The sequence below is a fragment of the Streptomyces sp. NPDC031474 genome (assembly GCF_055581185.1).
This window is the reverse complement of record NZ_JBVIJX010000007.1, coordinates 86,943-109,417: the sequence shown is the minus strand read 5'-3', so window position 1 is coordinate 109,417 and position 22,475 is coordinate 86,943. Positions and strand designations below refer to the sequence as shown.

The 22,475-nt window shown below is 75.5% G+C and carries 9 protein-coding genes; 1 reads left to right on the top strand and 8 read right to left on the bottom strand.

Going from position 1 to position 22,475, the window contains the following annotated elements; all coding sequences use genetic code 11:
* Positions 1–4 precede the first annotated feature (4 nt).
* The 8 genes from ACZ5SK_RS15820 to ACZ5SK_RS15785 form a co-directional block, all read right to left on the bottom strand.
* Complete coding sequence (locus tag ACZ5SK_RS15820) at positions 5–2,038, bottom strand: hypothetical protein (RefSeq protein ID WP_468156951.1); 2,034 nt, start codon at positions 2,036–2,038, stop codon at positions 5–7.
* Entirely contained in the window at positions 2,035–3,129 is a 1,095-nt protein-coding gene (locus tag ACZ5SK_RS15815; protein WP_334583387.1) for a hypothetical protein, read from the bottom strand. The genes ACZ5SK_RS15820 and ACZ5SK_RS15815 overlap by 4 nt, the downstream gene beginning before the upstream one ends.
* Positions 3,126–4,316: a protein kinase family protein gene (locus ACZ5SK_RS15810; protein ID WP_361701739.1), complete on the bottom strand. Its 1,191-nt coding sequence runs from the start codon at positions 4,314–4,316 to the stop codon at positions 3,126–3,128. Before ACZ5SK_RS15810 ends, ACZ5SK_RS15815 begins: the two co-directional genes overlap by 4 nt.
* Positions 4,310–7,054: a hypothetical protein gene (locus tag ACZ5SK_RS15805; RefSeq protein WP_361701741.1), complete on the bottom strand. Its 2,745-nt coding sequence runs from the start codon at positions 7,052–7,054 to the stop codon at positions 4,310–4,312. Before ACZ5SK_RS15805 ends, ACZ5SK_RS15810 begins: the two co-directional genes overlap by 7 nt.
* A complete protein-coding gene (locus tag ACZ5SK_RS15800; RefSeq protein WP_361701743.1) occupies positions 7,051–10,893 on the bottom strand; it encodes a tubulin-like doman-containing protein in 3,843 nt (1,280 codons plus the stop codon). The genes ACZ5SK_RS15805 and ACZ5SK_RS15800 overlap by 4 nt, the downstream gene beginning before the upstream one ends.
* A 189-nt stretch (positions 10,894–11,082) precedes the next feature.
* Entirely contained in the window at positions 11,083–13,410 is a 2,328-nt protein-coding gene (locus tag ACZ5SK_RS15795) for a vWA domain-containing protein (RefSeq protein ID WP_334583391.1), read from the bottom strand.
* Between the two features lie 257 nt (positions 13,411–13,667).
* Entirely contained in the window at positions 13,668–14,774 is a 1,107-nt protein-coding gene (locus ACZ5SK_RS15790; protein WP_334583392.1) for a hypothetical protein, read from the bottom strand.
* Complete coding sequence (locus ACZ5SK_RS15785) at positions 14,771–17,896, bottom strand: hypothetical protein (protein WP_468576142.1); 3,126 nt, start codon at positions 17,894–17,896, stop codon at positions 14,771–14,773. The genes ACZ5SK_RS15790 and ACZ5SK_RS15785 overlap by 4 nt, the downstream gene beginning before the upstream one ends.
* 653 nt (positions 17,897–18,549) lie before the next feature.
* On the opposite strand from ACZ5SK_RS15785, the gene ACZ5SK_RS15780 reads away from it, so the two are divergent.
* A complete protein-coding gene (locus ACZ5SK_RS15780) occupies positions 18,550–22,416 on the top strand; it encodes a Pls/PosA family non-ribosomal peptide synthetase (protein ID WP_468576141.1) in 3,867 nt (1,288 codons plus the stop codon).
* Positions 22,417–22,475 lie beyond the last annotated feature (59 nt).

Here is a 22,475-nt window from a genome sequence, read left to right as displayed (position 1 = left end):
CAGGTCAGACGAGCCGCTCGGGGCCGAGAACCCACAGGTCGTGCCGCTCGTACAGGTGACGTGCGGCGACGCGCAGGGCGGAGGCGGGCAGGTCGGGCACTCCGCGAGGCCACTCACGGGTGAGGATCTCCTCCACGAGCTGGCGGTGCACGAACTCGTCCGACGCCGCCAGGTGAGCGAGGAAGTTCTCCACCGACGTCAGATACCGCAGGGCCCGGGGCGCGACCAGCCAGTGCAGCAGCCAGGCGGCCACGTGCAGGGCCCGGGCCTCCAGATGGACCTCGACGTCGGGGTCGGCGTCCGTCGGCCGGGAACGCAGCAGCAGCCGCTCGTACAGCAGCGCCCGGCACAGCTCGCCCAGTTCCGCGTCCGTGTACTCGCGCTCCCCGAGCGTGCCGAGGACGAGGTTCTGCGCCTGGCAGTTCAGCGGCCGGCCCAGGATGTCGACGAGGTCGGCCACCGACGCCTCGGTGAGGAGCCTGTGGCGCAGGGTCAGGCGCAGGTCGTGGGCGTGGGGGCCGTGCGGATCGCACAGCTGCCGGACCAGCTCGTCGCGGACCCGCTGCTCCATCGGCTGTCTCGCCTTGGGGCGCTTCCTGATCCTCGGGGTGGGGAGCTCGTGCAGGAAGGGGGTGTCGTGCGCCTCCCTCAGGACGGCCTCGTGCTCCCGTACCGACCGCCGCGGGGCTTCCTGGCGGTACGGGTCGGCGGCGGTCTGTGTGCCGACGGCGGGCGGGCGGTCGGGCCTGGGCGGGAGCGGCGAGGGGGGCGGCCCGTTCGTCGGCGGGGCGGGCACGGGCGGGAGCGGCTCCGTGGACGCCGTTCGCCGTTCCAGCGTGAGCCAGGCCTCCGGGTCGATCCAGGGCCGCTGGTCGGCCCACGGGTCCGGCTCGTCCTCCCAGGGGTTCATGGCCGGACGGGCGGACGGGCAGGGGTCGTCCGGCCGGCGCGTCCGTTGCTGCACGGGGGCGGGCTGCGGGGCGGGGGCGGGCTGCGGGGCGGGGATGTGGTTGCGGGTCCGCTGGTGGTGGTCGGGCGGGACCGGGGGGGTCGACGTGCGGGGGCGGAGCGGGGTGGGGGGCTGGAGGCGGGGGCGGCGCAGTCGTCCCGTCAGTGCGCCTTCGATGACGTCGTAGCGGTCCTCCTCCGGCAAAGACGCGGCGTCGGGAACGCGTTTGAGGGGGCGCGGGTACTCGTCCTGGGCGGCCGTGGCGAGCCAGTTTCGGTAGTGGGTGACCAGCATCTGGGCGAGGTCGGCCGCGCGGTCGCGGCCGGGGTCGGTGAGCTTGATGCGGCGCAGGTCGTTGTCCTGGACATGGGAGCGGCGCCAGTCGGGGACGAAGACCACGCGGTGCGGATGGGCGTCCGAGGTGTCGTAGGTGGCGTAGGTCCAGCCGTCGTTGCCGAGCCACTCGCCGAAGATGTCGCACAGGGCCCACAGGGCCGACAGCGCCGGGTCCGGGAACGGTCCCCCGGCGTCGCCGCGGGCGGCGAGCGCCGCCGACTCCAGTTCGCCGATGCGGGCCGACACCCTGCCCTCAGGGGCGCGCAGGAGCTCGGCGACCAGCCGGACCAGCGGCTCCCGGACCAGGGGGACGCCCTCCTTCAGGGGGCCCTGCCGTTCGTCCGCCCAGTCCTGGATGGTCTTGAGTCCGAAGGCCGGGATCTCTCCCCGGGCGTGGTCCAGCCAGCCCTCCTCGGCCCAGGGACCGGAGCCCAGGGCCAGGCAGCGGCGGGCGGTGAGAGTGCCGGCCGGGGCCATGAGGGCGTGGCACACGTTGCTCTCCCGGCTGCTGCCGTCCGTGTCCGGCATCCTGCGCAGCAGAACCGCCCGGTCGCCGTGGATCAGGCGCACCACGCTGGTGCGCCCTTTGCCGCCCGTCACCCGCAGCACCGAGCCGCGTTGCTCGGCGAGGTCGCGTGCGGTGCGTTCGTCGCAGGAGTAGGCCACCGCGGTGATGCCGGCGCCCCGGGCGGCGCCCCGGCTGCCCGCCCACCGGAACACCATCTGGTCGACCACGCCGCTCGCGTCGCTCACATCCCCACCTCGGCGGGGCCGTCGGCGCCCGTGTCGCCGATCATTCCGCACATGGACAGCACGGAGACCAGCGGTTCGAGGACGCGGCGCGGCCGTACGCCGTGCACGAAATGGTCGTCGCGGTACTGGCTGCCGGTCGCGGAGGCGAAGTGCAGGGTGCAGCGCAGCACGCTGTCGAAGGGGCGTACCCACGCCGGTCCCGCGTAGTGGCGCAGGAAGGCGTAGGCGTCGCAGCTCTCGGCGCGGAACCGGGCGGCGGAGACCTGCGGCATCGGCGGCTGCGACAGCCAGCGGTCGACCGGCGGCTCGAAGCGCAGTAGGTCGCACTTGTTGATGACGACGGCCGCGGCGACCCCGAGATACGTCCCGCTGCGCGGCAGCCGGTCCAGGACGGTCTGGAAGGCCGGGTCGCCGCCGCGGGTGTAGTGGAACGCGCCGCGCAGGGGGTCGAGCTGGGCGTGCGGCAGGGCGCGCAAGGGGTCCACGACGAAGATCAGCGCGTCCACGCCGAGCATGAAGCGCAGCAGGGCGTCGGTGCGCCGCAGGTCCTCGCCGGCGAGGTCGAAGAAGGCGAGCGGGCGGGTTCTGCCGTCGGCGCCGGTGAGCAGCAGGGCCTCCTCGAAGGTGGCGGAGGTCTCCAGCGAGCGGGTGTGCTCCAGCATCCGGCCGGAGCGCAGCACGTCGACCTGCTCCTCCATGAACTCGCGGTGGTCCTGCGGGTTCACGGACTGCCAGGTGATGCCGTACGGCTCCAGACCGCCGTCGGTGATCTCGCCGATCATCTGGGTGAGCAGGTGGGTCTTGCCGGTCGCGGAGTCGCCGACCATGGCCACGGTGAGCGGGCTGCCGTGGGTGAGGTAGGGGACGGGGATGTAGTGCGGGGTCACGCCGTCGGTGTTGCGGCAGCGCTGGTAGGCCGAGCGCAGGGTGTCGGCGCGGCGCAGCGGGCTGGTCTGGCCGCTGAGGTCCAGGGTCTGGTACTGCTGCCGCTCGTCGCGGACGTAGAGGTGGCGTTCGTCGTAGGAGACGACCTCCAGGCAGTAGGGGCAGAGCATGTCGGGGCCGGTGCCGGCCGCGGTGAAGAGGCTCATCGGTAGCGGCCCCTCTCGGTGCCGGCGGTCTCGGGGTCCTGGGCGGTGGTGCCGCCGTAGAGCCAGGTGCTCTCCTCGCCGGTGTCGGCGGGCGGGCGGCCCGGCGGGGTGTCGGCGGGGTGCGGGCCGGCCCGCCAGGGGGGTGTCGTCGGTGGCGGCGGGGCGGTGGACGGGGGCGGGATACGGCGCAGGGAGGCGCGTTTGCGGCGCATCGCGGCGTCGAAGTCGCGCCGGTAGGGGTCGAGGGGGTCGGGCTGGGCTGCGGCGGGGAAGTCGGATCCGGCGCCGGGCATGAGGAGTTGCAGCAGGGCTCCCGGCTGAGGGCGGTCGGCGGCGCGGGGCGCGAAGACCGGGGCGAGGGTCTGGGCGAGGGAAGGGTGCGCCGGGAGGTCGGAGGACGGGCCGTCGGGGTGTCCGGGGCGACCGGTGACCAGCTGGTGCATGACCTGGCCCACGCTCCACAGGGCGTCGCGGGCGTCCGTGAGTCCCTCGCCGTGCCGTTGTTCGGGGGAGGCGTAGGGCGGGATGCCGAAGGGCCGGCGCGGGCGGCCCAGGTGGGTGACGGAGCCGAAGTCCCAGAGCTGGATGCCGTGGTCGTCCCAGCGGACGGCGGCCGGAACGAGGCCCTGGTGGACCAGTCCGACGGCCTCCATGAGCCGTACGGCGAGGACGAGATCGCGTTCGATGACGCGCTGCTGGCTGGTGGACACGCCCTGGGCGAGGGCGGCCACCGAGCGTCCGCGGGGCGCCGCGTAGACGATGAAGGGCTCGGTGGCGTTGATGTCGTAGCCGATCGGTACCGGGAAGAGGCCGCTGTAGCGGGTCCCGGAGTAGGCGCGGTGCACGGTCAGGACGGCGGCGGTCTCGGCCTCGATGGTGCTCTGGGCCGTCTCGTTGGCCAGTTCGGCCTCGGGCAGCCGGACCTGGAGACCGGACCAGTCGTCGCCGAACTGCACGCGTCGGCCGACGGCGGGCGGGCGGACCATGCGCGGCAGGTCGGGGCCGAAGCGGGCCTCGACCCGGCGGAGGGCGCCCTGCGGGGAGATCATGCTCAGTTCGTCGAACTCACCGTCGCCGCGCGAGGGGCCGTCGGGTTCTCGGCGTTCTCCGGGCTCTCGGCGGTCTCCGGGCTCCCGGCGTTCTCCGGGGGTGCCGCCGTGCGGTCCCGGGCGTCGGTCGTTCACCATGTGGCTCCCCCACTGTCACCGTGCGACAGGCCGCTGTCGGCCTTGTCGTCGTCCGCGGCCCGGACGCGGATCCGTACCGTCTCGACCGCCCCCGGGCGCAGGGCGGTGAGTTTGATCGCGCCGACGAAACGACCGGACGACATCCATACGGCGTCGTCGGGCGCGGGCGCCGGGGCAGTGCCCAGCGCGGTGCGTACCGCCCGCGGTGCGAAGCGGATGACGTGCATGGCCGTCGGGTCCCGGCTGAGCAGCGGCAGCTGGGCCGCAGAGCACAGCGGCCGCAGCCGGTCGGCGGCCTCGGGCGTCAGCGCGTCCTGCAAGGGCCGCAGGCCGCTGCCGAGCAGGGCCATGGCGTCGCCGCGGTGGCGGTCGTGGCGGGCGAAGGGAGGCACCGCTATCACCCCGCAGCGTTCGAGGTGGCGGCGGGCGGTGCCGAATCCGTCACGGACGGCCTCCGCGAGGGTGTCGGCGGCCCGGTGCGCGGTCGCGGCCGGGGCGGTGGCGCCCCAGAAGCGGCGCAGCGCGTCGACGGTGGCGTCCGCGAGGTCGGCGACCAGCGTGGGCAGGAGTTCGGGGCCGCCGTCGGCGGCGGTGTGCACCAGCCAGTGCGGTGCGTCGCCAGACGCGGGCCGGTCGTCGGCGGGGTGCACCGTCGGCGGCTCGGGCGGGAACGGGGCCGGCGTGGGGGGTGGCTGCTCGCCGTTGCGGGGCCTGCGCCAGGGCTCCTCGTCCCAGGGGCCGTCACCGGTGGGGGCCTCGCTCCAGGGGTCCTCGGGCCAGTCCTCGTCCGACCAGGTGTCGGCGGGCCAGCCGTCGACGGTCCGGCCGGCGCGGGCGGGGTCGTCCCGGGGCAGGAAGGCGTCGGGGTCGGGCCGGCCGGGGACGGTGGGGTCGTGCGCGGTCCGGCTGCCGTGGGCTTCGGTGGCGCTGCGGCGCAGCACCACCGCCAGAGCGCGGGCGGAGTCGGCGCACCGGGTGCGCTCGTCGGCGGCCCACCACTGCTGGCGCATCGCCTCCGCCAGGACGGAGTCGATGCCGTCGAGTGCCTGGCGCAGCACGGCGAGGCCGGTGCCCTCGCACCATTCGTCCACGGCCCGCACCCAGTCGGAGCAGACCATCAGCAGACAGGCGGAGGCGGCCACCGCCGCGCCGATCACCCCGATCCACGGGGGCGGGTTCAACAGGTGCCCGAGCAGGAACGCGCCGGTGGCGCCGAGGACGACGGCGACCGTGCGGGGGCCCGCGGCCTGGCGGATCGGCCCGCGCACGGCCGGGTTGGGCCGGCGGCCGGCGGCGAGGGCCCCGCCGACCAGCAGCACCAGGATCGGCACCACGGCCAGTACGGTGCCCGGCCACCGGCCGAGGCCGGCCAGGGCGATGAGCGCGCCGAGGCCGGCGAGCCGGCCGAGCCCGGCGGAGGCGAAGCCGAAGGGGTGGGAGACGCCGACCCGGCCGGGCAGGTCCGTCGGGCAGCGCTGGTCGAGGCGGGTGGCCAGTCCGGCGGCCGGGACCGTGGCGACCTGTTCGGACAGTGAGGTGAGCCGGCCGGCCACCGTGTGCAGGGCCAGGCCCCGGGAGAGCAGGCCGAGGGTGAAGGCGCCGAGTTCCTCCTCGGTGGCCCGGTCGGGCCGTCCGGTGGAGCGGGGCGCGGTGGGCGGGGTGACCCCCAGCCGGTCCAGTAGGGCGGCGGACTCGGCGGGCGGGACGCCGGGCGCCCCGCTCTCGCGCAGGACGCGGGCGACGACCTCGCGGTAGCGCCGCAGGCCGCGGGAGGCGTCCTCGACGGACAGGGGCAGGGCCTGCGCGGCGTCCTTGCCGGTCAGCAGGGCGAGCGGCCGGGCGAGGTCGGACCAGGCCGTGTCGGCGGCCTCCAGGGCCCGGGCGCAGGCGTCGCGTTCCGCGGCGACCGGCCCGCCGGGGCGCAGCAGGCGCTCCGGGGAGCGGACCAGGCCGCCCGGCAGCAGTTCGGCGAGGGCTCTGGGCAGGTCCTCGGGTACGGGGGCGGCGGCGTCGGCGGTGAGCTGTGCGGCGGGGTCGCCGGCGAACCGGGCGAGTGCCGCGCGCCAGGCCCGGTCGCGGGCCTCGGCGGGCAGGTCGTAGGCGAGGACGTGGGCGGAGAGCGCGACGGTGGCGGACGGGCAGCGCAGGGCCTTCTCCAGCACCTCGTCGAACAGCTCGGGCGGCCGCAGCAGTTCGACCAGCAGGGCGACGGCGGCCTCGCCGACGGCGGAGCGGCGCCCGGCGGTGACCCGGTCCGCCGGCCGGTCCGGGTGCGGGCCGGGGTGGAGGTTCGGGTGCGGGTCGGGCTGCGGGTCGGGGTCCTGTGCTCCGCACTGCGGGTCGGAGACCCAGAGCACCGCGGCCCCGGCCGTGCGCAGCACGGTGGGCAGGCGCAGCCGGCGGCCGGCCCGGGGCGCGCCGGTCAGCCCGCCGGTCAGCCCGCCCGCCGGCTCGCCGGGCGGTGGTTCGGCGGGGGGCACATCGCCGACCGCGACGCACAGCACCTGCGGTGCGGACTGGGCGGGGTAGCCCATCACGCGTTCGTAGGCCGCCGTGTGGGCGGTGAGGCCGACGGCGGTGTCCAGGATCAGCAGCCGCAGCGGTCCGTAGCCGCCGAGACGGGCGCGGCCGAGCTGTTCCTGCACGGTCCGCTGGGTCGCGGCGGGGTCGGCGGGGTGGCCCGGCGGCGGCCTCAGATCGAGGACGAGCACGCCGTCGTCCGGCGTCACGTCGTTCACCGCGGGTCTCCCTTCCAGGGATCGTGCTCGCCCGCCTCGTTCCATTCGTCCTGGCCGTCGCTGTCGGCGATCCCCCAGGGCACCGAGGTGTCGGCGCCGGGCCAGGGCGCTTCCGTGGGGGGCCGGTCCGGGTAGGGCGGGTAGCCCACGGGCTGCTCGGCGGCGGGGACGGTACGGCCCGCGGTGGGCACCTGTGTCGGCCCGAGGGGGGCGCCGGGCCAGGGGGGCGGCGAGCCGTCGGGCGCGGCGCCCGGGCGCTGGTACGTCGGACCGTCGGCGGTCGCACCGGGCCGGTGGGAGGGGCCGGCCGGTGACCCGCCGGGTCCGTCGGCCCCGGGGGCGGGCCGGCCGGGGTCGTCGGCCGAGGCGGAGGGCCACCAGGGCGAGCCGCTCTCCGGGCCGGCCGACGGGTTGCCGGTCGCCGGGCCCGGCCAGTGGGGTGCGCCGGTCGCCGCGTCGGCGGGGGCAGGACGGTGCCAGGGGTCCGGGGGCGTGGGCGCCGGGCCTGGCTGGGGCGCGTGGTCCGGCGGGCCGCTCGGCGGGTTGCCGGTCGCCGGGCCGGGCCAGTGGGGTGCGCCGGTCGCCGCGTCGGCGGGGGCCGGGCGGTGCCAGGGGTCCGGGGGCGTGGGCGCCGGGCCGGGGCCGGGCTGGGGGGCGGGGTCGGGCGGGGTCTCGCCGGGGTGGTCGCGGACGGGGGTGGCGCCGCCGGTGAGGCGGCCCATGCGGGTCCACTCCTCCAGGGCGCGCAGCGTCGACTGGACGGCGTGGGCCTCGTTGGGGAACGCCAGGTCGAGGGCGCCGGGCAGCGACACGGACCAGAACTCCCGCAGCGGGCGCAGCCATTCGGCGATCCGGCCGCCGTACATCCGCTCCCGCTCGGCCAGCAGGTCGAGTTGGCGCGGCGCCACCTCGTGGACGAGCTTGAGGTAGAGCGGCGAGGGGCGGCTGCCGGAGGTGCCGAGGCCGTTGGGGAGGGTGTTCATCAGGACCCGGCAGTAGTCCTCGACGATGGCGTCCTCCTCCAGCAGCGCCCAGCGCTCGTAGGCGCGCAGCAGGCTCGCCCAGCTGGAGACGCCGTCGCGGTGGTCGTCCAGCCGGAGGGTGAGGCCGGGGGCCTCGGGGCCCATCTCGTCGTGCAGGCGCAGCGTCACGCGCTGCGGGGACGCGGGGTCGCCCTGGACGTCGACCCGCCCGTTCCAGATGACGCACAGCAGGCGCTGGAGGATGTGCCTGCGGTCGTCGGGGGTGCAGGCCAGCCAGTCGTCCTGGTGGCCGAGCCGCTGCCGCCAGCGCAGGACGTCGTCGTCACGGCGGTCCTCCTGGGCGCGGGCCCACTGCCGCATGACCTCGCGGGCGCCGGGCACCTCGGTCAGGCTCATCTCGCTGCGGAACAGCACGACCGTGATGGAGTCGGTGTCGACGGGCCGGAAGACGATGCTGCGGCGGCCCTTGGGCAGGTGGAGGGCCTTCTCCAGGTAGTCCTCCAGGACGGTGCGACGGCCGTGGGTGCTGGGGTAGGTGATGAGGACCTTCAGAGGGCCGTTGCCCTCGGGGGTGAAGCCGGCCGGGAGGAGTCCGGCCAGCTTGTAGGTGAACTGCTCCAGCGCAGGCTTGCTGACGTTGCGCGCGGCCTGGCCGTCGCCGACGGCCGCGGACAGGAGCGTGCCCATGCTGGGCAGCAGCGGCTGGGCCCGCTGCTGGGTGCCGGGCTCGGCGAAGAGCTGCTCGACCCGCTTCTGCAGGACGGTCTTGACCTCCGAGACGGCGGCGGCCGGGTTGCGCCGCCCCGCGGTGAAGGCCGCCTCCCAGCGGTCGGCCGAGACCAGATGCGTCAGCAGGTCGGCCTCGTCGCCGCCGCGGCCGAGCTGGGCGCTCTCCACGAGCCGGTCGATGAGGTCCTCGTAGAAGTCGCGCAGGCTGTTCTGCGGGGGCAGCAGGTAGGAGACGCCGGCCCGGTCGTCGTAGAGCTCCTTCAGCCCGGCGGCCCAGGCCCGGGGTTCCTCCTCCAGGTGTTTGTCGAAGGCGTCGGCGAGCTGGCCGATGTCGTGCCGGAGGTCTTCCGCGGAGCGGCGCCAGCGGGGTTCCTGCTCGTCCCAGGCGCGGTGCCAGATGTCCTTGGCCCGCCACGCGTACCAGCGGTCCTGCTCGTCGAGGGCGGCGCGGACCTCCTCGTCGCCCCAGCGGGCCCGGGACAGTCCGCCGGCCCGGCGGCGGATGCGGGGCACGGACGGGGGCTGTACGTCGACGCCGGCCGGGCGGGACGGTTCCTGACGGCGGTTCTCCAGCATGCCGAGGAAGCCGAGTCCGGCGGCGCCGGGCTGTCCGGGCACCCCTTTGACGACCGCCTCCAGGCTCAACAGGTCGACCTTGCGCAGCAGTTGCTCGGCGGCCACCCGCGGCACGAACGCGTCGGCCAGCGCGGGCGCCTGCCTCTTGAGGCGGGTTTCGAGGTCGCCGAGCAGGCGCTGCATCTCCTCCAGCCGGTCGCGCAGCGCCTGCTGGATCTCCGAGGTCCCCTTGGGCACCGGGTCCGGGTCGGGCACGGGCAGCGCCTCGCGCCGCCAGAGGGGCGCGATGCCGGCGGCGGTGAACATCTCGTGCACCAGGGAGCGGACGTCCAGGGCGGTGTGGGCGCTCGCGTCGGTGAGCCGTCGGACGGCCAGGGCGAGCATCCGGGCCGCGACCAGTTCGGCGAGCTCGTCGAGCGGGGAGGTCATGGCGGCGACCAGGCTGGTGGAGATGCCCCGGTGTCCGATGCCGGTGGCGGAGCGGGTGCGGCGGTCGACCTCGGCGTTGATGAAGTTGGAGGAGAACGTCTGGTCGTCGTGGTCGGTGCCTCTGGCGGTGTCGCCGAGGTCGGTGCCGATCAGCGACATCACCAGGGAGACCATGGAGCGGCGCAGGTCGTCGGGGCGGATGCCCGCGGTGGGGCTGAACAGGAAGGCCGTCGGGACGGTGCCGGCGCGCAGCCGGACCGGGTGCATCTGCGGGTAGCGCATGGCGGTCGGGTCGGGCCGGCCGGTGTCCCCCAGGTTGGCCTTGGGGTCCGGCACGTTCTGCTCGTCCACCAGCCGGGACAGGTCCACCACGGCCCGGGCGGCGTTGAGTTCGGCCCGGCGTCCGCCGCCCTTGCCCGGCGGGAAGGCCTTCGGCATGACGACCAGCGGGTAGACGCGGGCGGACAGCCGCTTCTCCTTGAAGACCTGCCCGATCAGGTACAGGTAGTCCAGGAAGATCCCGGCGCCGGTGCCGCCCGCCACCGAGAACGCCACGAAGACGTCACAGCCGTTGAGCGGTCCGCCGCCCAGTTCGCTGAGTTCGCCGCCGGACAGGCCGATCGCGTCGATGGCCCGGCGCAGCGGGTCAAGCACCGGGGCCGGGCCGTCGCGCAGGGTGGCGAACAGGGCGGCGCGGCCGACGGTGGGCAGCTGTCCGGCGCCGCTGCGCAGCGGGGTGACCTTCGGTTCGTCGTCCACCGGGGGCAGCCAGCCGGCCACCTCCGTGCGGAGCACGGCCCGCAGCATCTGGGTGACCTCGGGCGAGCTGTCGAACTCGGCGGGCAGCAGGTCGTGGGTGGCGCGCGCGGTGCGGGAGTACGCCTGCCGCAGTGCCGGGTCGGCGCTGAGGTGGGGCAGCTTGGCGAGTTCGGCCTCGCTGTAGTCGGCGTACACGAACTGGACGCAGTCGGGCAGTTGGTGCGGGAGCCGGCGGCCGTCGCCGGTGAGGGCGGTGCCGTCGGGCCCGCAGAGTTCGGCGCGCAGACGGCGTTCGAGTTCGGCCCCTACCAGGCCGCCCGTGCCGCCCAGGCCGACGAACAGCATCGGCTGGAATATCTTCATCGGTGCGATCCCCTCCGCCCGGGCGGCGGTTGACGGCCCGGCAGCGTGTCTGTGTGGCCCGGCCGCCTGGGCGGGGCCGGTGGTGTGGTGTGCGCGGAAAGGCGGGGCTGCCAGGGCTCCCGAGGACCCCAAGGCCCGAAAAGCCTCAAGGGCCTCAAGGGCCTCAAGAGCGGGTGATCCGCCGTCCGGTCACAGATCGGGGTCGTAGGCGTCGGCTCCGGCGGCGGGCACCCGGGGGGTGTCGTCGTGGACGGCGCGTGCGGGGGTCTGTCCGTGCGCGTCCCGGCGCGGCACGGGGGCCGTGCGTGCGGAACGGGCCGGGCGGGCGGGCCGGCCGGCGGGTTCAAAACGGGCGGGCCGGGGGAACGGCAGGCGCAGGCCCAGGCCGGCCGAGGGGCGCCGGACACGGCTGCGGGTCGAGTCGACCTTCAGCCGCAGTTCGCCGGTGAGCGGCGCCGTCTTGCCGTACGCGATCGCGGTCCCGGTGGTCTCGGGGGTCCGCAGCCGTGCCATGCGCTGGGCGTCCCGGCGGACGGCGAAGCGGCCCTGCCGGTCCGGCACCAGCCGGGGGTCGGTACCGCCGCCCGCGACCACGCCGAAGCGGTACTCGGGGCCGTCCGTGCGCACCTGGATGGTGCTGACGGGCCGTTCGCCCTGGCCGTCCTCGTCCGGGACGAGCAGGGTGAGGACCAGTCCGCGCACGTTGTGGACGCGCTTGCGCTCCAGCAGTCGCCAGCCGGTCCAGGCGGTCGCGGCGACCAGCAGCAGGCCCAGGGTCAGCAGCAGTTTCCAGTGCTGTTCCGGCCAGCCCGGCATCGGTGTCACGCGCAGGGTCAGCAGCCGGGCGTCCAGCACCCGCGCGGGCTGCCCGGTGTCGTACACCACGATCTTGGCCGAGACCGGGCCGGGGCGTACGCCGGATCCGACACGCACCTCGGCCCGCACGGTCCGGGTCTGCCCCGGGTCGAGGCGCACCCGGGCGGGGGTCACGGTGAGGTCGCCCCGCGAGCCGTCCTCCAGGATGAGGTGCAGGATCCGCGCGCTGGTGGAGTCGTCGGACGCCTTCAGGGTCACCGGCACGCTCTCGCCCGCGTGCACGGTGCCGTCGAAGACGCCGACATGGGCCTGCACCTGCGCGTTCTCCGGGGCCACGCCGGTCACGAAGGGCCGGTGGTCGGCGGTGAGCCCGATGGCGGTGAGGACCCCGGTCACCTTGAGGCGGTCGGTCGCCGTCCGCGGGATCGTGACGGTGCCGGTGAACCGGCCGTCGCCCGCGTGCTCGTCCTCGCCGCGCCCGTCGTCGGCGAGCCGGACGGGCCGGGGGGTGAAGCCGGCGCCGTCGAGCGTGGCCGAGACCTTCAGTACGTCGAGGTCGGCCGGGTCGGCGACCGGCTCGCCGTTCCAGGTCTGGAGCTGGAGGCCGACGGTGGCCTGCTCGCCGGGGTGCGGGGTCGCGGGCGTCATCACGATCGACGAGCGCAGCGCGCCGCGCCACTGCACGCCCACGCTGGCGAGCCGGTCGCGGTGTCCCTCGGGCGCGCTCAGGTCGACCGTCCAGGTGCCGGGGCGCGGGGCGACCATGCGCAGCGACTCCACCTCCTGCTCGGCGCCGGTGAGCTCGTAGGACGACACGCCGTCGTCGCGGGTGCCGTCGATCTCCTGGCCGCCGGGGGCTCGGATGCGCACCCTGACCGCCGGGTCGCCCTTGGAGACCACGATGGTGGCCAGCGTCGCCAGCGGCGAGATCCGCAGCTTGATGGTGGCGGGCGGGGTGTCCTGGGCGGTGGCCTCGTAGATCATGCAGCGGGCGCTCGCGAACGCCTTCTGGACCGCCTCGCCCAGCGCCGTGGAGTCCTTGACGACCTGGGACGCGGGCCTGGCCTGCGCCAGGTCGACGCAGGCGCCCTGGTAGCCGCCGGCGGCCATGGCGCGCAGCGCGTCCGGGTCGGGCGAGCCGAAGCCGAGCGGCCAGATCTGCACCTTGGCCGCTCGGGCCTCGGCGAGAGCCGCCCGCAGTTCCCGGCTGCCGTTGGCCTTGCGGCTGGCGGCGTCCGCGCCGTAGGCGGGGCTGTCCGAGACGTCCAGGACGCCGTCGGTGAGCAGGAAGAGGATCCGCGGGCCGGCGACCGACTCCTCGGAGAGACGGGCGATGCCCTGCCGGATCGCGGCCGGGAAGTCGGTGCCGGTGCCCCCGCCCTTGCCGCGCCGGTCGAGCTTTCCGACGCAGTCGCCGATCTTCTCGCGGGCCACCGCGTTGAGGGCCGTGGGCGGGCACACCTCGTCGACGGCCTGCTGCTCGTCGTTGTCGGCGCTGGCGAAGCCGAGCACCGTCAGCCGCGAGCGCGGGGATATCTCGGCGAGCGCGATGCGCTGTGCGGCGTCCCGCTCGCGGTCCACGTCGTCGGCGCTCAGGCTGCTGGACTCGTCGACCGCGACGGCCAGGTTGATCGCGTCCGACGCGTCCCCGGCGGCCCCGGGCGCGCCGGATGCCGGGACGCCTGCGCCGATCAGCAGCACCGCGGCGAGCAGCGCGGCCGCGGCGCGGGCGGAGCGGCGTGCATGACGTCGCGTGCGCGCTGCGGGCGTGGCCGGATGCGCAGGACTGCGCGCAGGACGCTCGGGACGCGCACGAAAACCTTTCGAACATTTGCTCAGATATCGGACATCACCGCTGGACAGGTTCCCCACGTTCCCCACTTCGCCTTTCGACTGTGTCCCGCCGTACCTCGGCCCCGGCCCCGACCCCCGTCCGCAGAGCGTCGCGGACGGGTTGTTCACCCCTGCGGACCCGGCGATCCAGGCGCTCCAGGCGCTCCGGGCGACCCCGGCGTCGTGTTCCAGTAGTCGTCGTCGCGCCGCCTGCGCCGGGTCCCGCCGTCAGGGGCGGGCCGGTGGTCCGCCTCGCGGTCGGGGTCCGGCCACGGCGGGGTGTCCTGGGGCTCCGGGCGGGCGCGCGGTGCCGGCGGCGGCGCCGTGAGTTCCCTCGGCGGCGGCACGAAGGGGCCGGGCACGGCCGGGGGCGGGTGGCCGCCCGGGGTCAGCGAGGCGAGGACCCTGGTGCGCAGGAACCCCTCCAGCTCGGGGCTGGTGATCCGGCCCTGGTCGAGCATGCGGAGGAAGAACTCCTGCGTCTCGCGGCGCCCTTGGGCCTCGTCCTCGCGCATCATGGCGATGACGTCGGCCACCTCCTCCCTGTTGCCCATGGCCATCAGGTAGGCGAGGCGGCCCTCCGCCGAACTGGTCGTCACCTGATAGAAGTCCGCCAGGCGTTCGGTCACCGCCTGGTGCTGCGCGGCCTGTCTGCGGGCCTCGGCGACCTGGCTCTTGCGCATGTCGTCGGTGTCCACCTCGACGAACAGCTGGGTGCGCAGGCCCACATCGGCCCCGAGGCCGGCCCAGCGTTCGGCCTCGGTCTCCGCCAGGATGGCCTGGTTGGCCCGCTGCGCGTCCTCCACCGCGAACCGGCCGGAGACCTGCCGCAGCCGGGAGACGATCTCCGGTCCCAGGTCGCGCTCGACGCTGGCCAGACGCACCTCCGCGACGCGCTGGTAGTCCGTCACCTCCCAGCGCAGCGTCACCTTCGTGCGGAAGAATGTGGCCCCGTCGGCCGCCGGCAGGTCGACGGTGAAGACCGTGGTGTGCCGCCCGCGGGCTATCTCACAGACGCTGACGGGCCGCGCCCAGTAGCGCCGGGGCGCGAGTATCCGCGTGCCCTGCGAGGTCATCAGGCTGCACCCGCCGCCGTCGTAGTAGACGACCGAGGCGATCTCGGCGCTCGTCTGCTGGAACCTGCCGCTCCCCTGCAACACCCGTGCGCGCAGATAGGGCCCGGCGATGATGTCCGGCAGACCGTCGGTCCCCGGCTGCCCGTTGTCGGTCACGGCTGCTCCCCTCCTCGGCCACGCAGGCCTGCCCCCACCGCGTCGAGCACATGGCCGACGAAGCGTGCGTCCATCGGCTCTCCCGGTTCGGCGGCCAGCGCCTCCAGGACCCAGGTGAGCCGTTGCCAGTCCCGCTCCTCGCGGACGAGGAGCGGGAGGAACCACACGAGCGCACGCAGCAGTTCGCCGCCCGCCGCCGACGCCGCGTCCTGCTCCGCCGCGCGCAGCCAGGACGACAGTCCGTCCAGGGCGCGCTCCCCGGACAGATGGCTGTCGAAGACCCGCCAGAGCAGTGCGGCCAGCGGACCGGCCGCCTCCGGCACCGTGACGGCGATCGCGAGCGCCAGGGGCCAGTCCCGCAGCCGGCCCAGCTCCGCGTCCACGGCCGCGACGTCGGCACGCGGCACGGCCGGGCGGCCCGGGACCGTCCGCCACAGCCCGGGGATCCGGATGCCGGCGGCCCTGCCCGTCGACGGGCCCATGCCCACCCGGCCCGGCCGGCGGGGTTTGCGGGGCGGCCCGGACGGTTCGACCGGTGCCGTTCCCCCGTCACCGGGCTCACCGTCCGGGTCGGCAGCGACGCCGTCGGCCACGTCGTCGCTGCCGCCGACGCCACCGGCGTCTCCGTCGCGCCGATCGCCCTGCGGATCGAGATCCGGGCCGGCCCCCTCGGGCTCCCAGTAGTCGTCGCAGGGCGCGATGCACAGCCGTACCCCGGTCAGGAGGGACAGCTCGCGGCGGTCTCCGGCCGCCTCGACGGCCCATTCGCCCAGCAGCGTCAGCGTCTCGGCGGCCCTGCTGCCCGCGGCCAGCCGGGCCAGGGCGTAGGAGGCGACCTGGAGGTGCCGGCCCTCGTCCCTGACGCCGAGGCGGCCGAGCAGTTCCACCGCGGTACGGGTGTCGGGCTCGATCCTGCCGTGGCCGAGGGCCAGGGCGGCCGTCCAGCGCAGACCGGCCTCGTCCGCGTGCGCCCACTCCTCCACGACGGACCGGACCGCCGTCCGGTACGGCTCGCGGCGTCCGGCCTGGTCGAGAGCGGTGGCGGCGGCGTACCGCCTGCGGGCGGAGCGCGCGCAGGCGAGCGGGGAGACGAGCTCGACGAAGCCGTATCCGGGGTCGGCGGTGCTCAGTTCGCCGGCCGCGAGGGCGGCGCGGACCCAGACCTGGGGCCGGGGGTCGTCGGCGAGGGCGCGCAGCCAGCGGACGATCGGCGCGCGGGCCGCGTGGTGGCTCTGCCACACCTCGGCGAGCACCGCGCCGGCGAAGGCCTCCCCCTGGTAGCGGACGGTGCGCACCGGCAGCGGCACTCCGGCGAGGCTCTCGTCCTCGCTCTCGCCGAACTCGGCGCGGGCGGCGGCGAGAAGGCCGTCCCAGTCCTCGGCGAAGACCAGGCGTCCGGGTTCCTGACCGGGGGTCCGGGCGGTCAGCAGTTCTCGGGCCAGCAGGTCGGCGGCGTCGGCGACCGCGCTGAACGCCTCGCCGTCCAGGACCGCCAGGGCCACCCGGAAGGCGGCCTGCCGCAGCAGGGCGCGGGCCGCCTCGTCGGCGCGGTCCGTCGCGGTCGGGCGGTGGCGGGCGTCGGCGAACCAGGCCTGGACCTGGGCGCGCGCCATGTCGCCGCAACGGTCCAGGAGTTCGGCCCTGGTGAGCTCGCCGCGCAGGTGCCGTACGACGAGCGCCGCCAGCGCGTCGGTCTCGGCGGGACGGAGGCGGTCGAGCGGGATGCCCAGCGCCTGGCGCAGGAGGGGATGGCGCAGGATCCGCTCTCCCCTGTCCAGCGTCTCCGGGTCCGCCTCTTTCCCCTCTTTCCCCTCTTTCCCCTGTTCGTTCCTCTTCTTCCCCGGGGCGTCGGCGAGGCGTCGCGTCAGATGCCAGGACAGCAGCTCCGGTGCGGGCACCGAGGGGCAGCGCAGGGCGTGCCGGCCGGTCAGCAGGGGGCCGGCCGGGGTGGACGGGGAGGCGACCAGGACCGCGTACGCGTCCCGCCGGGCCAGGGCCGCGGCGAGGGCGTCCAGGTGCGCCTCGCTCGGCGGGGTCCAGTCGCCGGGCGCGTCGGGCAGGTGCAGGACGAAGCCGCCGCCGGGCGCCACGCGTCGGGCGACGGTGGCGGGGTCGCGGAGGATGTGGCCGAGCGAGGAGACGTCCAGGCGGGTCACCTGGCCGGGGGTGAGATCGGTGTCCGTGTCTTTGCCGGGGAGGGCGTCCCCGTCCGGGACGGCGTCCCCCTCGCCCTCGTCGCCCTCTTCCGGCCGCGTGTCGCCGTCCGGGGCGGTGGGGACGGTGAGCCTGGTTCCGGCGGTGGGTCGGCCGGCCTTGCGGACGGCGCCGGTCAGCTGCTCCAGCAGGCACAGTGCGGTGGTCCGGCGGCCGGTGCCGGGCGCCCCCACGACGACGAGCACCCTGTGCTCACGCAGCGCCTCCGTCAGGACCCGGTAGCCCTCGGGGGCGCGAAAGGTGCTGCTGAGCCGTGCGAGTTCCTCCTCCGGCACCTCGCCGAGGACGGCGGAGCCCCTGTCGCCCGCGCCCACATGGACGTCGCCGAAGTGGGCGTGGCCGAACCGGGAGCGGTCGAACACACTGCCGTTGCCCCGGACGGTGAACCGGGCGCGTCCTTCGGAGCGGGACCGGTTGGCGGCCCGGGCGCCACCGGCCCCACCCGCTGCGCCGTCGGCCGCGACGGGGTCCCGCATGGCCTCCCTGAAGCGCTCCCCCTCCCGCCGCTGCCTCTCCTCCCACTCGGCCCGCGCCCGCTCGGCGGCCTCGTCCCTGTCCTCGGCGCCCCCGGCCCCCTCCCCCCGGTCACCGCGCCCGGCATCACGGCTCCCCTGCCCCTCGCGCCCGGCACGCCCGCCGGCCCGGTCGCCTCGTCCGTCCCGCCCGGGGTCCCGGCCGTCATGTGCGCTGCCGTCATCGTCGCGGCTGCCGTCACGGTCACCGCGCGCGCTCTCGCCGTCGGCACGCTCGTCGGCCCGGTCACGGTCGGCGTACCGCGCTGCGCCGGGCGGCCCGAGTCGGTCCCGTTCGGCCGGCTGTCGCCGCGGGACCTGCGCGGGGTCCGCGTGCAGGGCGCCCGCGTGCACCGGGCCCGCCTGCGCCGCCCCGCCATGGCCCTCCGCGCTCACGCGGACGCTCCGTCGCGGGTTCTGGCCGACGCGCCGTCAGCACCCGCGCCGCACGCCCCTCGGCGCATGGGCGGTTTCGCGCCGTCGGAGAGAGCCTCCGGGTCCCGGCCCCGTACGTCCGCGCCCGTCAAGAACTGGTAGACAGCCCCGCCCGCCACCCGCATCCCCCCGTCCTGCGTGAATGGGCATCAGCATTCCGGAATCCGGAGCGGCTGGATGCGGCCGTTCACACAATGCGATGCTCGCGCGGGAGCATTCAGGAGAGCGCGCGCCCCAGGCGCACGGACCGTCCCCGTCCGCACCACTTCACGCCCCCGGAAGAGCGGGCGCACGCACTGTCGATGACGGAGCGTCAAGCAGCGCGCCGAACCGTGTGTCCGACTGTCGGCCAAACCGGTGATCTCCGGCCGAAACGGGCACCCTCCCGCCCATGTGGGGCAAGTCTCGCCGTCGCATGGATCGCGCAGGTCAGAGCGTTGTTGCCGATCTTTCCCGATCCCCGAACGGGCTCCTCGAGTGGCCGGAGCAAACCGGTGACACTAGCGTCGTACTAAAATTTCCGGCTTGTTACGGAGCTGGACCGGACAACCCCAGGCAGACCTGCGGGCCCGCCGGCGCCCCGGAGGCTTCCGGGAACGAGACGCGAGGACCCGATGGCAGCGATTCACGAGGGCAGTGCTCTCGGCCTGCTCGACGACGAAATCCGCGCACAACTCGGTGACAGGGCACGTTTCTCGGGCGGCCCCGCCGCCTCTCCGCGCACGCTTGTCGACATCTTCGACGCGTCCGTGCGCTCGTACCCGGACGAGCTCGCCCTGGACGACGGCACCACGCCCCTCACCTACCGCGCCCTCGCCGTCGAGGTGGAGAACCTCCGGCGCCGGCTCGCCGCCGCCGGCGTCGGCCTCGGCGACCGGGTGGGCGTCCGTGTCCCCTCGGGCACCAACGACCTCTATGTGGCCATCCTGGCCGTCCTCGCCGTCGGCGCGGCCTACGTCCCGGTGGACGCCGAGGACCCCGACGAGCGGGCCGAGCTGGTGTTCGGCGAGGCGGACGTGCGGGCCGTCATCGGGGCGGAGCACGCGATCGCCGTCCACGGCGCGTCGGACGCGGCCGCCGGCCGGCCGGGCACCGAGCACGACGCGTGGATCATCTTCACCTCCGGCTCCACGGGAAAGCCGAAGGGCGTCGCCGTCAGTCACCGCAGCGCCGCCGCCTTCGTGGACGCCGAGGCCGCGCTGTTCCTCACCGAGGAGCCGATCGGCCCCGGCGACCGGGTCATGGCAGGGCTGTCGGTGGCCTTCGACGCCTCCTGCGAGGAGATGTGGCTGGCCTGGCGGTACGGGGCCTGTCTGGTGCCCGTGCCCCGCTCGCAGGTCCGCAGCGGCGCCGACCTGGGGCCCTGGCTGGTCGAGCAGGAGATCACCGTCGTCTCCACCGTGCCGACGCTGGCCGCGCTCTGGGAGCCGGAGACCCTCAACGACGTACGGCTGCTGATCTTCGGCGGCGAGGCCTGCCCGCCCGAGCTGGTGCAGCGGCTGGTGACGGAGGGGCGAGAGGTCTGGAACACGTACGGGCCGACCGAGGCGACCGTCGTCGCCTGTGCCTCCCTGATGTCCGGCGAGGAGCCGATCCGGATCGGGCTGCCGCTGAAGGGCTGGGAACTGGCCGTCGTGGACGAGGCCGGGGAGCCCGTGCCGATGGGCGCCAGCGGTCAGCTGGTGATCGGCGGGGTCGGGCTCGCCCGGTATCTCGACGCCGAGAAGGACGCGGAGAAGTACGCCCCGCTCCAGTCGCTGGGCTGGGAGCGGGCGTACCGCAGCGGTGACCTGGTGCGCGCCGACGCCGAGGGGCTCGTCTTCCTCGGGCGGGCCGACGAGCAGATCAAGCTCGGCGGCCGGCGCATCGAGCTGGGCGAGGTCGACGCGGCGCTCCAGGCGCTGCCGGGCGTCGCGGGCGCCGCTGCCGCCGTACGGACCGCGCGCAGCGGCAACCAGCTCCTCGTCGGCTATGTCGTCACGCAGGACGGCTGGGACCAGGCGGCGGCCGTGGAGCGGCTGCGGGCCGAGCTGCCGGCGGCCCTGGTGCCGCTCCTCGCGCCCGTGCAGGACCTGCCGACCCGCACCTCGGGCAAGGTCGACCGCAACGCCCTGCCGTGGCCCCTGGAGGACCTGGAGACGGGCGGTCCGGCCGAGCAGCTCTACGGCACCGAGGCGTGGCTGGCGGAGCAGTGGACGGAAGTCCTCGGCATCCCCGTGTCCAGCGCCCGGGCCGACTTCTTCGCGATCGGCGGCAGCAGTCTGGCCGCCGCCCAGCTGACGACGCGGCTGCGCACCCGCTACCCGAGCGCGGCCGTCCTCGACATCTACCAGCAGCCCACGCTGCGCAAGCTGGCCCGGCATCTGGAGGAGTCCGCGCAGGAGGACGGGGCGGCCCGGGTCATCGCCCCGGTGCCGCTGCGCGCCAAGGTCCTGCAGCTCCTGGTGCTCGTTCCGCTGTTCACGCTGCTGGGCCTGCGCTGGACGGTGCCGCTGACGGTCGTCGGGAACCTGCTGCCCGCGTACGGCTGGCTGCCGACCGCCCCGTGGTGGCTGGTCCTGTCGGGCGCCCTGCTGCTGTACAGCCCGCCCGGACGGCTCGCGATCGCCGCGGGCGGTGCGCGGCTGCTGCTGCGCGGTGTGCAGCCGGGCCGCTACCCGCGCGGCGGCAGTGTGCATCTGCGGCTGTGGACGGCGGAGCGGCTGGCCGAGTTCAGCGGGGCGACCTCGCTGACCGGCTCCTGGCTGGAGCGGTACGCGCGGGCGCTGGGCGCCAAGGTCGGGCCGGACGTGGACCTGCACTCGCTGCCGCCGGTCACCGGCCTGCTGAAGCTGGGCCGAGGGGCGGCCGTGGAGTCCGAGGTGGACCTGTCCGGCCACTGGCTGGACGGTGACCGGCTGGAGATCGGCCAGGTCAAGGTGGGTGCGCACGCCGTGGTCGGCACGCGCAGCATGCTGTTCCCGGGCGCCCGTGTCGGCAAGCGCGCCGAGGTGGCCCCCGGCTCGGCGGTCACCGGTCAGGTCCCGACCGGCCAGCGCTGGGCGGGCGCCCCGGCCGTGAAGCTCGGCAGGGCCAAGCGCAACTGGCCCAAGGAGCGGCCCGCGCGGGGCACGTACTGGCGGGTGATGTACGGCCTGACGGGTTTCGCGCTGACCTCGCTGCCGGTGCTGGCGGCCGGTGCGGCCCTGCTGGTGACGGGCGTGTTCGTGGCGCCGGGCGACGGGCTCGGCGAGGCGCTGCGGGGCGCCGCTCTCGCCCTGGTGCCGGCCACGCTCGCCTTCGGGCTGGCGTACTCGGTGATGCTGCTGATCGCCGTACGGCTGCTGAGCCTCGGGCTGCGCGAGGGCACGCATCCCACGCACAGCAGGGTCGGCTGGCAGGCCTGGACGGTCACGCAGCTCATGGACCGCTCGCGGGAGACCCTCTTCCCGCTGTACGCCGGGCTGGTCACGCCGGTGTGGCTGCGGCTGCTCGGGATGCGGATCGGCAAGGGCGCCGAGGTGTCGACCGTGCTGGCGCTGCCCAGCCTGACCACGGTCGGCGAGGGCGCGTTCCTGGCCGACGACACGCTGACCGCGCCGTACGAGCTCGGCGGCGGCTGGATGCGGATCGGGCACGCGGAGATCGGGCGGCGGGCGTTCCTCGGCAACTCGGGGATGACCGCGCCGGGGCGCAGTGTGCCGGACGGCGGTCTGGTGGGGGTGCTGTCGGCGACGCCGAAGAAGGCGAAGAAGGGCAGCTCCTACCTGGGGCTGCCGCCGGTGAAGCTGCCGCGGAACACGACCGACGGCGACCAGAGCCGGACCTACGAGCCGCCCGCGCGGCTGCTGTGGGCGCGCGCGCTGGTGGAGCTGTGCCGGATCGTGCCGGTGTTCTGCTCGGCGGGGCTGGCCGTGCTGACGGTGGCGGCGCTGTGCGCGCTGGGCGCCTGGGCGCCGCTGCTGGCCGGGTTCGTGCTGCTCGGGGCGGGGGCGGCGGGCGCGCTGCTCTCGGTCGTCGCCAAGTGGCTGCTCGTCGGGCGGCACCGCAGCGGGGAGCATCCGCTGTGGAGCTCCTTCGTGTGGCGCAACGAGCTGGCGGACACGTTCGTCGAGGTGGTGGCCGTGCCGTGGCTGGCGGGCGCCGTGCCGGGCACGCCGGTGCTGACGGCGTGGCTGCGCGGGCTCGGGGCGCGGATCGGCCGGGGCACATGGGTGGAGAGCTACTGGCTGCCCGAGTCGGATCTGGTGACCCTGGAGGACGGGGCGACGGTCAACCGGGGGTCCGTCCTGCAGACTCACCTCTTCCACGACCGGATCTTGCGGACGGATACTGTTGTTCTCCGTGAGGGCGCCACGCTGGGCCCGGGCGGGATCGTGCTGCCCGGCAGCACGATCGGGGCCCGTACGACCCTGGGTCCCGCGTCGCTCGTCATGGCCGCGGAGTCCGTCCCGGACGACACCCGCTGGCTCGGCAATCCGATCGAGGCATGGCGTCCCTGAGGGCGGGCCACCCGGAGTCGGCGGGCGGTGCGCCGGCACGGGGTGGTTCGAGCACAGGT

Excerpts from the sequence above, each read along its gene's own strand:
- ACZ5SK_RS15810 (WP_361701739.1), bottom strand. The coding sequence starts at position 4,316 with ATGGTGAACGACCGACGCCCGGGACCGCACGGCGGCACCCCCGGAGAA.
- ACZ5SK_RS15800 (WP_361701743.1), bottom strand. The coding sequence starts at position 10,893 with ATGAAGATATTCCAGCCGATGCTGTTCGTCGGCCTGGGCGGCACGGGC.
- ACZ5SK_RS15780 (WP_468576141.1), top strand. The coding sequence starts at position 18,550 with ATGGCAGCGATTCACGAGGGCAGTGCTCTCGGCCTGCTCGACGACGAA.
- ACZ5SK_RS15815 (WP_334583387.1), bottom strand. The coding sequence starts at position 3,129 with ATGAGCCTCTTCACCGCGGCCGGCACCGGCCCCGACATGCTCTGCCCC.